The organism is Paenibacillus sp. 598K, from assembly GCF_003851045.1.
Taxonomy (GTDB): domain Bacteria; phylum Bacillota; class Bacilli; order Paenibacillales; family Paenibacillaceae; genus Paenibacillus_D.
Window position 1 is genome coordinate 14,696 of sequence record NZ_BFBX01000058.1, and the last position, 13,658, is coordinate 28,353.

A 13,658-nucleotide genomic window follows, 5' to 3' on the forward strand; every position below is an offset into this window, starting at 1 on the left:
AGTAAATTCGCAATACAATTGTTTTATTTGTTTTATTGACATATAACAAATATGATTATACAATACAAATGAAACATGAGGATGAGAAGAGGGAGTGAACAAGATGCGTGCAGGGTATATCCGAAAGACGCTTCTCGCTGCAATGCTCATGGTTGTGCTGCTGGGAATCTCGCTGTCGTCATGGGCTCTGAATCAGGCGGAGGCCGCTGTCGGCAATGGCAGTCCGGCTTCGCTGCAGGAGTATTGGAACGGCGAGGCGGAGTGGGTGTTTCAGAAGAAAGAGACGTGGAGCAGCACAGGCACGGCTGGCTATTTTAATGGTGGACATGTTGAGGTTGCTCCAGATGGTACCTGGTATTACTTCAATCGCAAATACGTATCCGGCGCCGATGCTTCCTGCTCGATTGCCAAGCTTGGCATCCAGGTCCGGAAGTCGCTGGACAAAGGGCAGACGTGGAGCGCACCTGTCGATATCATCATGCCGACGGCTGGTACAGCATGGTCCTGTATCGCTACGGATGGAGATGCCTGGTACAATGCAGGGGAAGACAAATGGGTGTATCTGTTCCAATGCCAGGACAACAACAGCTGGAAGGGATGTCTGGCCGAGCGGGCTGGAGCCGATCCGATGGGAGCCTTCACGGCTGCCGCCAGCAACCCGGTCATTGAAGCCGGGGATCTCTGGGATCCGATTTGCAATACGATGACAGACAAGTGCGCGTCCCTTGCCGGGGGCACAGGCAAAGTATTCGATGAAGGCACGTTCAATATTTTTCGTCATGACGGCACCTATTATTGGGTAGGCTTTCATGGATATGACGGCGTGCGGGGATATCGGGGGATTGCGAAGACAAGCGACTTTGTGACGTGGATCGCCGGCGATCCGGGACAGGGCGTCCCCGGCGATGCGGTCTTCACCTCGGATGATACCCAGCTGTGGAGAGAGAGCTGGGATGGCGGGACGTCGACTGGAGGCGGCCAGGGCAGCATGTTCTATGAAGATGGCTATTATTATCACCTCATCGAGGGCTCGGACAAAAATCTCGCCTGCACCGACAATCAACGCTGGAATTATGGCCTGTACCGCAGCAGCTCGCTTGCCAGCACGAGCTGGGATCCTTTCCCGGCAGGCAATCCGGTGATCTATTCCTCTCTGACGCCGGAGGGACTGGGAGGCTCCGTCGTTCCGTGCAATGTTCAATATGCCGGTCTGTTCAAGGACCCGGACACCAATTATATCTATTTGTATTACGGGCGATCTTCCCATGTGGATGCGAATACGGATGGGCTGTATTGGTTCCGTCTCGAGCAATCGGATAATCTGTTGGTGAATGGCGATCTATGGCGTTCAGATGACTTCGGGTGGAATCGGACAGGCAGCGGTACCAATATAGCGGTCTATCGCTTCCCCGGGAATACCCCTGATGGGACGCCGTATCTGGCCGCCAATTGTGGCGGGACGTGTGGCGCGAACCATAGTATTTTCCAGGATATTGACGTAACGGGAAGTACGGGGTCTACGGTGAGCTTCGGGGGCAGCTTCATGTCGGAAGGCGGGAGCGCCGCGTTGGATGTGGTGGTCTATCAGATGGATGCGGCCTATCACGTGCTGCGTGCCGATACCTTGCCCATTACGACCGGGACGAGCTGGGCGAGCTACAGCCATCACGTTCCGCTGCATACAGGAGCAGTGAAGCTGAGATATCAATTTTATATGAAGCATCCGGTGACCTATAGATCGGATGATCATTTTGTGAGCATCCATTAATGAAACTGAGGAGAGATACGTGGTGGGGAACCCGGTAATGATGAAGCTGCAGCAGTGGGAGGTCAAGGGTTACTACCCTCATGTGCCGCATCTGGGCAACAGCATGGAGACAGGTGGCGGACTGCAAGGCTTAACGGACTGGATACCGGCAACCGTACCCGGGTCCGTGCATGCGGACTTGCAACGTGCAGGCTGGATTGAAGATCCGTACTATGGGATGAACAGCTTGAAGTGCGAATGGGTGGAGAACCGGTGGTGGCTATACAGCACAACCCTGAACTATAAGCCAGGAGCGGGAGAGAGGGTACATCTGTGCTTTAAGGGATTGGATTACAAGGCGCATATCTACCTGGATTATCAGCTGCTGGGCGTGCATGAAGGTATGTTCGGCGCGGTCTCCTACGACATTACCGAGCGGCTGCTTACCAGACAACGCGAGTGCGAGAGTGGGGAGGCGGAGGAATCCGCCAGCTTGCTCCGTGTGTTGTTCGAGCATGCGCCAGACGAGATGGGACAGATTGGTTACACGTCGCGCACAAGCACCCAGAAAAGCCGATTCGCGTACAAGTGGGATTTCTCGACGAGGCTGGTGCCTGTCGGCTTCTGGGATGAGGTCTGTCTGTGCGTGACGGGGCAAGCGGCAATAGACGAGGTGCATCTGCAGCCGACTGTGGATCGTCGTGAAGGGCGGCTGCAGGTGACTAGCCACATCCGAACGGGTGAGGCTTCCGGCGTCTATCGCTGTCATGCCGAGGTGTGGGACGGGGAGACCAAGGTAGCCGAAGCCTCGGGCGATTATGATGTCGCCGCAGCAGGAATGGCAGCCAGTACAATCGCATTGCAGATTGCAGAGCCGCAGCTGTGGTACCCGAACGGAGTCGGAGCTCAGCCGCTGTATCGAGTGGTGCTGACGGTGACTGAGAATGGCATTTGCTCTGACCGATGGGAGGGGATGACGGGGTTCCGCAGCTTGCGCTGGATCAGCAATGAAGGGGCTGGTGCAGATGTGCTCCCTTATACTGTCGAAGTGAACGGCGAGCGTGTCTATATTAAGGGGGTCAATCTTCCCCCCATTGATCAGCAATACGGGACGGTCACCCCGCAGCGCTACGAACAGATGGTATCCTTGATGAAGGAAGCGAATATCAATCTGGTGCGTGTATGGGGAGGCGGTCTGATTGAGAAGCAGGTGTTCTACGAATGCTGCGACCGCGCAGGGATTCTGGTATGGCAGGAATTCATCCAGTCCAGCTCGGGCATCGACAATGTCCCATCGCAGCATCCACGCTTCCTGGAGCTGCTGACGCATACAGCGATTAGCGCACTGAAGGTCAAGCGCAATCATATCAGTCTCGCCTGCTGGAGCGGCGGGAATGAATTGACCGATGCTGCGGGTGTTCCTGCCACCTATGAGGATGCCAATCTGGCGATGCTCCAGCGATTGGTTGAACAATACCATCCAGGAGCCTATTTCTTGCCTACCTCGGCTTCAGGTCCGAACGAATTCCTGAACCTGGAGCAGCCCGGCCGGAACCATGATGTCCACGGACCCTGGAAGTATGGAGGTCACGAGGGCCATTACGAGCTGTACAACCGCTCCGACAGCAGGCTGCATAGCGAATTTGGCGTGGATGGCTGCTGCTCTATGGCTTCGATGCGCCGATTCCTGCCGGAGCAAGAGCTCCGGGTGACGAGCATGCGGGATAGTGTCATGTGGCGCCATCACGGCGAATGGTGGGATACGCTGGAACGGGATACGGAGCTGTTTGGTCCCCTCGAACGGTTGGAGGATTACATCCAGGCCAGCCAATGGACGCAGGCAGAAGGCATCCGCTACGCGCTGGAGGCCAATCGCAGGAGGCAATTCAGCAACAGCGGCAGCATCATCTGGCAATTCAATGAACCCTTCCCCAACGCCAGCTGCACCTCTGTCGTCGATTATTACGGCGAACCGAAGATGGCCTATTACTGGCTGCGCAAGGCGTATGCGCCGCGTCATATCTCGCTGGCGTACGACAAGCTCGTCTATGCGCAAGGGGAGTCGTGGACCGCTGCCTGTTATCTGCATAACAGCCTGGAGGCCTGTGCGATGGAATGGCGTGCAGAGGGTCTTAGCCTTAGCGGGGAGGTGCTGTGGTCGCAACAGGGGAATGCCCAATTGGAAGCCAACTCCTGTCGCAAGGTCGCAGAGCTGCGGATGAATGTGGACGGGAATACTCCCGAGATCTTCCTGGTCCGGCTGCAGTTGGCTGGCGAAGAAGCGAATGTCTACCTGTTCTCTACGCGAAGGAACCCTTGGTTGGCGCCTCTTCTCGAGCAGCCGGAAGCTCGACTGTCCGCGGTGCTTATCGATAGCTGCGAGCAAGGCTCGCAGGCCAAGCGACGGTACGCCGTCACCAATGAAGGAGAGCGGGCGGCGCTCTACGTGAAGGCGGAAGCCAGCGGGATTGCCCCGCTGGATTTCCGATCGCGCCATAATTATACCGTCATCATGCCGGGGGAGACCGTTTATTTCGACATTGAATATAAGCCAAGCCAGCCGCCGGCAAGCGCTGATGAAGCAGGAGGAGCAGCAGCAGTGGAGGATACGGGAAGTGAGGAGGGCATAGGAAGCGGAGAGGCGATAAGAAGCGAGCCGGAGATCGTGTTTACAGCGATGGGAAGCTCGCGCGCGCTGCTGCGCTAGACCGCGCGCCAGAGCGACGCCGGGCTGCGCGTGTAAGGGAAGAAAGGTGCACTGGAACGCCCGAACCTCGCTATCTCCCGTCCCACCGCCCCGCCCTATCACCACAACGCCCAGCCCTCACTAGTCTCAACGGACTAGCGAGGGCTGGAGGTCGTGGTCAGGCCAGCAGCCTCGCATAGAGACGCTGTCCTAGCTCGAGATGGAATAGGCCGTCGGGATGGTTGATGCCGTTGGACAGGCGGTCGTGGATGTCGAGGCCGCGCGCCTCCATCTCTTCCCACATGGCGTAAGCATCGAGCAGGGCGATCGAGCGGCTGCTGGCGTAGGCTCGGAGCGCGGATACATATTGTTCCAGGACGCTGTCCTCGGCCAGACGGACAAACGCTGGCACCAACTCGCGATGGGCGTCCGCGATCCGAACATTGTCGCGCTTCATCATCATGCACGGCGTGATCAGCAGCACGGCAGCCTCCGTATCGCGGATTGCGAGCCGGACCTGCGTGTCGATCGCCTCGATATAGGCGTCGACACCGGCCGCGCCGCCGTGCGCATCGTTGTGGCCGAACAGGATCGTGATCAGATCGGGTCTGAAGGCAGCCACATCCCGCTCCCAGCGATTCAGTGATCGGACGGCCGTATCGCCGCCGACGCCAGCATTAATTGTATGCAGGACAGTGCCCGGGAAGTGCTGTTGCAGGTATCGCTTGCACACTTGATGATAGATCAGCTCGTATTCGTACACCTGATGCTGCATGCAGCCTTGGGTGACGCTATCGCCGAGCGCGACATATATCGGCCCGCGCGCGCCGGGGTCGGCAGCCTTGGCCCGCAGCAGCTCCAGGAACGGAGCGAAGCTCGTCATCGCCATGTTGGCACCCCCTTCAGAAAATGTGCACAGGTCGTCATCGACATATAGGCTTCGCCCCTGGGAATGGGTGCAAAGGTCACCATCGCCATAGCCTCCCCACTCGGAAGGGGTGCGAGGGATGTCATCGCCATATCAGCACCACCCCCAGGAAAGGCTCGGCCGCCGTGCTGATCAGCTGCCAGGCCTCGGCGGCCTGATCGACGGGATAACGATGCGTGATGAGCGGGCGAGTCTGCAGCCAGCCCTCACGTACGCCAGCCAACGTCTCGTCCATGCGCGTCCGATTCCATCCGGCGGGGGCGTAGAGCGTCACTTCCCGGTCCCGCAGCGTCTGGATGTCGATATGGCCGCGCGAGCCGTAAAATCCGGCCGATACGAGATGCCCGTCCTGCGCCATATACGGCAGCAACGCTGTGACGCTGTCCATGCTGCCTGCCGTATCGACGAGGATCGATAGCCCGCCGCTCCCGACGAAGTCGAGCGCCGCTTCGGTGAGCGGCGTCTGTCTTGTATTGACGCCACCCAGCCCTTCCGTCAGGCGCGCCAGCCGGGAGTCGTGCCGACCTGCGACCAGCACGCGCGCGCCGCGATGGCGGAGCGTCTGCGCGGCCCAGTGGCCGACCATGCCGTCGCCGAGCACGATCGCGGCATCGCCAGACCGGACGGCGTGCGGGCGCTGGCCGCAGTTGTAGCCGACCTGGGTCAGCACGAGGCCGCTGTAGTCGAGACCATCGGCGTCGTCAGGCAGCCTCCACACCTGATCGACCGGCGTCACCGCAGGCGAGACATGGCCGCCGAACGGCTCGTGCATGCCCTCGACGCGGCTGATGGAAGTGAATACATGGTCCCCTGGCTTGAACTCGGAGACATCCTCCCCAACGGACAGGACGTAGCCTGTCTTCTGATACCCGGCGACGATCGGGAAGGGCCACCGGTGGCCCTCCTGATACGGCGTATCGCCTGCCGTGCGCTCGCCGCGCAGGAAGGACGATTCCGTACCGTTGCTGATCCACGAATAGACGACCTCGATCACGACATCGCGCGGTCCCGGCTCGGGGACGTCGATCGTCTGGACGGCGACTTGATGTTGGTCGATGAAGACGACCGCTCTGCTCTTCATGGCTGGTCCAGCTCCTCTCGATTCATAGATCGCGTCCGGGATACGTATACACCTTGATCGCTTCCTGGGACTTCAGCAGCGCGACGGCTTCTCCATAGCGGGAGAAAGGCACATGATGGGTCAGCAGGCACGCAGTGTTGAGCCCTTTGTGCGCAAGAGCGTCGAGCAGCAGCTTGCGGTCGCGCCGCTCGAAGGGACGATAGCGGTAGGCCTCCAGCTTGGTGCCGCGCAGCCACTGCTCCGGGCCGAACTGGACCTGGTCGCGCAGCACGCCGAAGACGACGACATGGTCGCGGACGCGCCCCAGCAGCGACTGGATGGAGGCGGCTGCCCCTACGCAGTCGTAGCCGAGCTCGAAGACGCGATCGCCCAGCTCATCCGCATGAACGGCGGCGCCGAGTCCGAGCCGGTTGACCTCGTTGATCCGGGTCTGGCTGACGTCGACGCCGACGATCTCGGAGGCGCCCCAGATCCGCGCCAGCTGGATGGCGAGCATGCCCGCCGGGCCGAGGCCGGAGATGACGATCGAGCGGCCGCGCAGGTCGCCGAACTGGGACATGCCCAGCAGCACGCACTTGAGCAGCTCGATCGGAGCGGCTTGCTCGAAGGTGACGTTGTCCGGCAGCCGGATCAGCTCAGGCTCCTTGTAGCACACATACTCGGCGTAGGCTCCGGGCCCTGACAGATGCTCCAGCGCCGCGACGCGGTCGCCGACCTTCAGGCCGGTGACATGCGCGCCGACAGCGACGACGACGCCTGCCGCCTCGTGGCCGGGCTGTCCGGGCTCGAGCGGGTAGGCGGGAGGCTGGCTGTAGTCGAACATATCGCGGCCGGCCATCATGTTGATATCCCAGCGCGGGCAGGTCGTCACGACCTCGATCCGCACCAGCGCTTCGTTGGCGGCAGGGACGGGGACGGCGGTCTCGAAGATATGATACGTATCAGGCCCGGTGATTTGCAGCACTTTCATAGACTCCGCAATCGGGGAGCCGACTGGACTTGTGGTTGGCATGCGTCACACTCCTTGGATTAAGGTCGCTGCATGCTTTGCGTCACATATTGCAGCTTGCTATCAGCTTAGCTGCAATAGTCGGCTTTGTCTTTGTACATAATCGTCTGATCCATCCGGGGGAATGACTGCGATAACAGGCATTTCAGGATGGATGCAGGCACAAAATCGACATAGCGCAAGCAGAGGGAGCCCGCCTATTGCACAGAATAAGACCTCACGCCCCGCTCTCCCTGTCGACGATGGAGTTGGCTTGGGTGCTTAGCATATTTTGTCGGTCTGCCACTTCAACGTATCCTGGAACGGCTCGAGTCGGAACGACTGGTCGCGCCAGTAGTACATAAGCTCCTGCCGCTGCCATCCTGCATACAGCTCTTCCCATGCGTAGGGGCCGTGCGGCTTCAGCGAATTTTCCTCGATGACGGCGCTGGCTGCCTGGAAGCGCATGTCCGCAGACAGCCGGATCGCGCCAGGGGTGCGGTTCGGCAGCGATTTGTGGACGGTGAGACTGTGGAAGGTGATGAAATCGCCCATCTCATAGTCGCCTTCAACCCACTCATAATCGTGATTGCACAGCACCGCCTCGAGCTCTCCTGCGCCGCTGGCGGGGGCGATCCCCAGTCTGCCGGACTTGTGGCTGCCGCGCAGCATCGACAGTCCGCCGAGCGAGCGCGGCGCATGTCCGAGCGGCATCCAGCACGTCCAGGTCTGCACGGCGCCCTGGATATGGATGAAGTCCTGGTGAGGCGGCGTCGGGTGCAGCTCCCGATGCGGCAGCATGACGCGGGCGATATTGCGCGGATGAGGGAACGCCCGCTCGCCCAGCAGCGTATCGAACAGTCGCAGCAGCTCCGGCCGGTGCGCCAGCGCGTGGAACGACTCGAGAGACTGGACTTCCTTGTAGATGTCCAAAGGAACTCCGACCCCGTAGGCGTTGACTTCCTCCCGGGTCAACCGATGGATCGCTTCCGTGTCGACGATCCCATCCATCGCCGGGCGGCTGCGATCGAGCAGGCCGCGACGGCCCAGCACCTCGAGGATCCGGCTGCGCACCTCTTCGATTGCCTCGCGGGGGATCAGTTGCTTAAAGAACAGGAATCCGTCCTCGTCCGCGCGAGCGCGCAGCTGTTCAGGGTAAGCCAGTAAAGCGGTTGCATCTTGAAATCCCATCTCGTATCATCCTCTCTACCAAAAAGTGAAGTCTTGCTATGAGCTTAGCTCCAGATGCCGCTTTTGTCTTTGTACATAATCGTCTTATCAAGTCCCCGGCAACAATCCAATTGTTGTTTGCGGGATAATCGTATACCATAGAGCAAAACGTGTATTTAGCGATCACTGTACGAAGTTGCACTTTACGAACAAGTTGACCGAACGTGACGGGAGGCGTCCACATGTTGAGCTATCGGTGGGAGGAGATCGAGGCGACAGCCGTCTTTGCCAATCGGCTGGTCGGCGCGCCGGGGGAGACCTTCGGCCCCCGGACGATCCGTGAGCATCAGCTCGTCTATGTCGATCGGGGACAGATGACCGCGAGAGTACAGGACAGACGCTATCGGCTGGGTCCGGGAGAGCTCGTCTACTATGGTCCGGATATCGTGCATAGCCTGGAGATCGCTGGCAGCGAGCCCTGCGTCCTCTACGGCTTGCACTTCTCGCTGACTCGCGGCGCGCGCCCCTGTCCGCCCGAGGGGCTGGACATCCGCGACGCCGCCTTCGCCGATCGCGAGCTGCGCGCCAATCGGCTGCTGCTCGGTCAAGGGGCGGATCGCCTGGATATGCCAGAGCGATCCGCTCCCGGCGAATGGATCAGGGGCGTGCTGCACGAGCTGCAAGCGCACTATTATCGCGGCGGCGAACGGGCGGTGTTCTACACGAGATCGCTCGTCATGAAGCTGCTCGTCGAGCTCGCCGTGCAGACGGCTGGCGGCTGTCATAGCAGCCCCGAGCGTCATGGCGAGGCGAGCGTGGCGGAGCTGATCCGGGAGCGGCTGGAGCAGCGGGCCGAGCGGCCGTACGACGTTGGCTGGCTGACGGAATGGACGGCCTATCATGCCAATTACGCCGCCCGCCTGTTCCGCCGACAGCTCGGGCTATCTCCCCATGACTACCATCGGCGCTGCAAGCTGGTGCGGGCGCAGGAGCTGCTCCGCAGCAGCGAGCTGTCGATCAACGAGATTGCCGAGCGGCTGCATTTTTCCGGCATTCATTATTTCTCCAAGGCGTTCAAGCAGTTCGCCGGCCGATCCCCCTCGGACTATCGGCGCCTGGCGAGATGGATCTGATTTCTGCTGTTGCCACAAGATATGTTATAATTTTCTAGTGACGACAGTTTCGGCATAATACAAGGGGCAATTAGTGATGGAGGGCAGACATGGCGAGTACGATTAACGATGTAGCTAAGCTTGCCGGGGTATCGCGGCAGACCGTCTCCCGGGTCCTTAACGAGCCAGGGCGGGTGAACCCCGACACGCTGCAAAATGTAAAGCGAGCCATCGAGAAGCTCGATTATCATCCGAATATAACGGCCCGCAATCTGGCCAATAATGTTGTCAAAACGGTAGGCCTGTTTATGCCGTTCGGCGTAGCCGAGGTCAGGCAAAACCTGTTTTTCTCCACCCTGTCGGCAACCGTATGCCATCATTTCGCAGACAAGGACTTCGTGCTGCAGCTATTCACGTCCCTGGATGAGGAGGATTACGGCAGCTTGTTCAAGCGACTCTATCGCGAGAAGCGGGTAGGCGGACTTATACTCACTTGTCCTTCGGTCAACAATCAGCAAATCGTCGAGCTGCTCGCAGCGCGGATCCCGTTCGTCCTCGTCGGCAGACCGGGCGTCGAGCTGGAGGGAGCAAGCTATGTCGATGTTGATAATGCCGAGGCGGCGGATCGGTTGTTCTCCTACCTGCTCGAGTTGGGTCACCAGCGGATCGGCTTCCTCAATGCGCCGCCATCGCTGACGCTGGCAGTCGATCTATCGGAAGGGATCGACCGGGCGCGCAAGCGCTGGGCGGAGCGGTCCGAGCTGATCGAGGAGCATAGTGGATTGACGCTGGAGTACGGCTATGAGGCGGCTAAGCGGATGCTTAGCGCCCCGGACCGGCCGACGGCGATTATGGCCGCTGACGATCTGCTCATTATGGGTGTGGCCAAGGCTGCGGAAGAGCTGGGCTTGTCGATCCCTGGCGATCTGTCGATCGCCAGCGCGGTCAAGAACGGCTGGGGCGACCTGCTACCGATCCCACTCACTTATATCGATACCCAGTTTGAAAAGCTGGGCGGCATCTCGGCTGCGTATATCATCGATCAAATCAGCGGCGAGCCGACGCAGCAACTTCGCTGCGTATTGCCAGTCCAACTCGTTGAAGGACAGAGCTGCCGCAGACTATAGTATAGGCTTTACCCTGCCGCCTCAGGCGGTGCAAAAAGACGCACGCAGGTGCGTCTTTTTGCATGCTCGCCATAAGCGATACAGCTAGTTCATGAGTAAGCCTTGAGTAAGGGATACTCGGCTCGTTCAAATATAAGAAAGCGATTCCAAATATTGTCGATGTGAACGCTCTTTAATCCGAAAAAAACGAAAAAAACGTTGACAGAAAAGAGGTCAGAGAATATAGTCTAGTTATTATGTGAACGTTCACATAACGAACTGATGAATGAAGAGGGTCATGGCATGACGAGCACAATCAATGATGTTGCCAGACTGGCGGGCGTGTCGCGCCAAACTGTATCCCGCACGTTGAATGAGCCGGACAAGGTAAACAGCGACACCTTGGACAAGGTGATGAGGGCCATTCGCATGCTAGATTATCATCCCAATGTGACCGCTCGCAGCCTGGCCAATCGAACGATCCGAAGCATCGGACTGTTTCTGCCGTTCTCGGCGGACCAGGTTCGCCGCAATCTGTTTTTTTCCTTAATCTCCAATACGGTGTGCGGGAGCTGCGCCGAGCACGATTTCGTGTTGCAGCTGTTTGCCTCCGCAGCAGGGGAAGAGAGCGGCGAGTTGTTCAAGAGACTGTATTTTGAGAAGAGAGTAGGGGGACTGATCATCACCTGTCCGTCGGTGCGTACCAAGGAGCTGATCGATCTGCTGGGTCAGGAAATTCCCTTTGTACTAATCGGACGTCCGCCGGCAGGACTGGAAGCGATCTCGTATGTCGACTCGGACAATGTAACGGCGGCCCGGATCGCCACGGAGCATCTGCTGCAGCTCGGGCACCGGCGCGTGCTGCTGCTGAACGCGCCGCCGACGATGACGCTGGCCGAGGATCTGCGTCAAGGACTCCGCGAGGCAATCGAGGCAGCGAGCCCGCGCGACTGCAGCAGCGATGAGGCTCATGCGACAGAAGCAACGACCGACCTGACTTACGATTCGGCCTACGAGGCGGCGTTTGCGAGCCTGGCGCAGTCCTCGCGGCCGACGGCACTCGTCGCGGCAGACGATCTGCTGGCCCTGGCTGCGATCCGCGCAGCCGCTCAGCTCGGTCTGGAGGTGCCTGTCGACCTCTCGATCGTCTGCATCGATCACAACGGCTGGGGAGAGCTGTCGACGCGCAAGCTTACGTATATCGAGAGCGGCTCTGCGCAGCTAGGCGCGCTTGCCGCAGCGCATCTGATGTCGAGCATTACCAACCAGTACCGGCCGACGTTGCAGCGGGTGCTGCCCGTCCAGCTCGTCGAAGGCCAATCTACCGCGCATCCGCGCGATACTTTCCAAGGAGTGAACGAAAAATGAAAAAAATGATGACGGTTACAAGTATGATGCTCGCCGGTGCGCTGCTATTGTCGGCCTGCGCGTCGAATGGGAATACCAATACTGGCGGCACCGCCAGCACGAACGGCGCAGCGGAGTCTTCCTCCGAGGGCGGCAAGGAGGCGGCATCTAATCCGCAGACGTTGACTGTCTCTTACAATCAAGGCGAATTCTCGTGGCCGGTGTATGAGCAGTTGGCTGCAGCTTTCAAGGAGCGCACCGGGCATACGGTGAAGTTCAATTATGTGCCTGCTCAGGAGTACGACAATTGGGTGCAGACCCAATTCATCGGCGGCACCGAGCCCGATGTCATCATGGGCGGCGGCGAGCTGGATCAGAAAAAAGAGTTTTACCGCAACGGCTGGATCGTCGATCTGGAGCCTTATCTCGATGAGGAGAGTCCGTTCACAGGCCAGCCATGGCGAGCGTCCTTCCAGGACGGCGTGCTCGATTCGGTGCTCGACAAGACGGACAGCGTCGATCCGAAGCTGTATGGCGCGCCGGATCAGCTGGTGACGGTCAACCTGTATTATAACAAAGCGATCTTCGAGGAGATCGGCGTCAGCGAGCCGCCGGCCAACGTTACCGAGCTGCTGGAGACGGCCAAAAAAGCCCAGGAGGCCGGGTATATCGGCTTCAGCATCCAAAATTCGATCGACTGGAATCTCGGCTGGTACGCGTCCGACATCTGGGATGCGCTGTGGCGCTCGAGTCTGGATGAGCTCGATCTGAACAGCTCCGGCGAGATCGAGACCTCCGAATGGGCCGCTGCGGTCACGGCGGGCAAGATTACGGCGCAGTCGCCGCAGCTGCAGGAGTATGCGCGACTGATGAAGGACTTGTCGGGGTACTTCAACACGGGCTTCAACACGGCGAGCTGGGAGTTCGAAGGTCTGTTCAACGAAGGCAAGTCGGCGATGACGCTTAATGGCAGCTGGTATCCAAACCAGCATCTGCAAGGCAGCTTCGCAGTGGACTATGGCGTTGCGCCTGTACCGTACCTGGACAACGGATACTCGGAGCTGGGCTATGACAAGGCGCATCACTACCTGATCGGCAGCTCGCCGGCCTTGTCGGTGACCCGATCCGCCGAGAAAAACGGCAAGCTGGACGCCGCTGTCGACTTCATCCGCTTCTGGACCGCGCCTGACGGCGGTGCCAAAATTCTGGCGGAGGGGCTCTACCAGATCCCGGTGGTCAAGGATGTGCAGGTGCCGGATGTGCTGCAGCCGATCGTCGCCGGCTTCGGCAGCGAGCGCCGGTTGACGTTCACAGCTAATAATTTCACAGCCGAGCAGAAGGATACCTGGTTCAAGGGCCAGCAGGCCTATCTTGACGGCAAGCTGACCGCCGACGAGTGGCTGCAAGGCTTTGTCAAGGATATGGAAAAGTATGCTGATCAAGCAATTGCCGCCAATCCGGAGTGGAAGCTGCAATGATTAATGCCGCTAGCA

The 13,658-nt window shown here is 59.3% G+C and carries 10 protein-coding genes; 6 read left to right on the forward strand and 4 right to left on the reverse strand.

The features are described 5' to 3' along the window. Positions 1 to 94: 94 nt before the first annotated feature. Positions 95 to 1,768: a hypothetical protein gene (locus PA598K_RS17260; RefSeq protein ID WP_128658165.1), complete on the forward strand. Its 1,674-nt coding sequence runs from the start codon at positions 95 to 97 to the stop codon at positions 1,766 to 1,768. Between the two features lie 22 nt (positions 1,769 to 1,790). Then, entirely contained in the window at positions 1,791 to 4,454 is a 2,664-nt protein-coding gene (locus PA598K_RS17265; RefSeq protein ID WP_128658166.1) for a glycoside hydrolase family 2 protein, read from the forward strand. A 157-nt stretch (positions 4,455 to 4,611) separates the two neighbouring features. On the opposite strand, the gene PA598K_RS17270 is transcribed toward PA598K_RS17265, so the two are convergent. From PA598K_RS17270 to PA598K_RS17285, 4 genes are all read right to left on the reverse strand, one after another. Continuing rightward, on the reverse strand, positions 4,612 to 5,322 hold the full coding sequence (locus PA598K_RS17270; RefSeq protein WP_128658167.1) for an SGNH/GDSL hydrolase family protein: 711 nt from the start codon (positions 5,320 to 5,322) through the stop codon (positions 4,612 to 4,614). A gap of 121 nt (positions 5,323 to 5,443) precedes the next feature. Continuing rightward, positions 5,444 to 6,442 (reverse strand): zinc-dependent alcohol dehydrogenase, encoded by a 999-nt coding sequence (locus PA598K_RS17275; protein WP_128658168.1) that lies wholly within the window; start codon positions 6,440 to 6,442, stop codon positions 5,444 to 5,446. Between the two features lie 22 nt (positions 6,443 to 6,464). Then, positions 6,465 to 7,454: an alcohol dehydrogenase catalytic domain-containing protein gene (locus PA598K_RS17280; protein ID WP_128658169.1), complete on the reverse strand. Its 990-nt coding sequence runs from the start codon at positions 7,452 to 7,454 to the stop codon at positions 6,465 to 6,467. Positions 7,455 to 7,712: 258 nt separating this feature from the next. Further along, positions 7,713 to 8,621, reverse strand: coding sequence for a phytanoyl-CoA dioxygenase family protein (locus tag PA598K_RS17285; protein ID WP_128658170.1), 909 nt, complete (start codon positions 8,619 to 8,621; stop codon positions 7,713 to 7,715). 221 nt (positions 8,622 to 8,842) lie between these two features. On the opposite strand from PA598K_RS17285, the gene PA598K_RS17290 reads away from it, so the two are divergent. The 4 genes from PA598K_RS17290 (at position 8,843) to PA598K_RS17305 (ending at position 13,643) form a co-directional block, all read left to right on the forward strand. Further along, positions 8,843 to 9,733, forward strand: coding sequence for an AraC family transcriptional regulator (locus tag PA598K_RS17290; protein ID WP_128658171.1), 891 nt, complete (start codon positions 8,843 to 8,845; stop codon positions 9,731 to 9,733). Between the two features lie 89 nt (positions 9,734 to 9,822). Continuing rightward, on the forward strand, positions 9,823 to 10,839 hold the full coding sequence (locus tag PA598K_RS17295) for a LacI family DNA-binding transcriptional regulator (protein ID WP_128658172.1): 1,017 nt from the start codon (positions 9,823 to 9,825) through the stop codon (positions 10,837 to 10,839). Positions 10,840 to 11,121: 282 nt separating this feature from the next. Then, positions 11,122 to 12,186: a LacI family DNA-binding transcriptional regulator gene (locus tag PA598K_RS17300; RefSeq protein ID WP_185602048.1), complete on the forward strand. Its 1,065-nt coding sequence runs from the start codon at positions 11,122 to 11,124 to the stop codon at positions 12,184 to 12,186. Continuing rightward, positions 12,183 to 13,643: an ABC transporter substrate-binding protein gene (locus PA598K_RS17305; RefSeq protein WP_128658174.1), complete on the forward strand. Its 1,461-nt coding sequence runs from the start codon at positions 12,183 to 12,185 to the stop codon at positions 13,641 to 13,643. The genes PA598K_RS17300 and PA598K_RS17305 overlap by 4 nt, the downstream gene beginning before the upstream one ends. The last annotated feature ends 15 nt before the right edge of the window (positions 13,644 to 13,658 follow it).

Coding starts and splice junctions, on each gene's coding strand:
- PA598K_RS17270 (WP_128658167.1), bottom strand. CDS start 5,322: ATGGCGATGACGAGCTTCGCTCCGTTCCTGGAGCTGCTGCGGGCCAAG.
- PA598K_RS17275 (WP_128658168.1), bottom strand. CDS start 6,442: ATGAAGAGCAGAGCGGTCGTCTTCATCGACCAACATCAAGTCGCCGTC.
- PA598K_RS17280 (WP_128658169.1), bottom strand. CDS start 7,454: ATGCCAACCACAAGTCCAGTCGGCTCCCCGATTGCGGAGTCTATGAAA.
- PA598K_RS17285 (WP_128658170.1), bottom strand. CDS start 8,621: ATGGGATTTCAAGATGCAACCGCTTTACTGGCTTACCCTGAACAGCTG.
- PA598K_RS17290 (WP_128658171.1), top strand. CDS start 8,843: ATGTTGAGCTATCGGTGGGAGGAGATCGAGGCGACAGCCGTCTTTGCC.
- PA598K_RS17295 (WP_128658172.1), top strand. CDS start 9,823: ATGGCGAGTACGATTAACGATGTAGCTAAGCTTGCCGGGGTATCGCGG.
- PA598K_RS17300 (WP_185602048.1), top strand. CDS start 11,122: ATGACGAGCACAATCAATGATGTTGCCAGACTGGCGGGCGTGTCGCGC.
- PA598K_RS17305 (WP_128658174.1), top strand. CDS start 12,183: ATGAAAAAAATGATGACGGTTACAAGTATGATGCTCGCCGGTGCGCTG.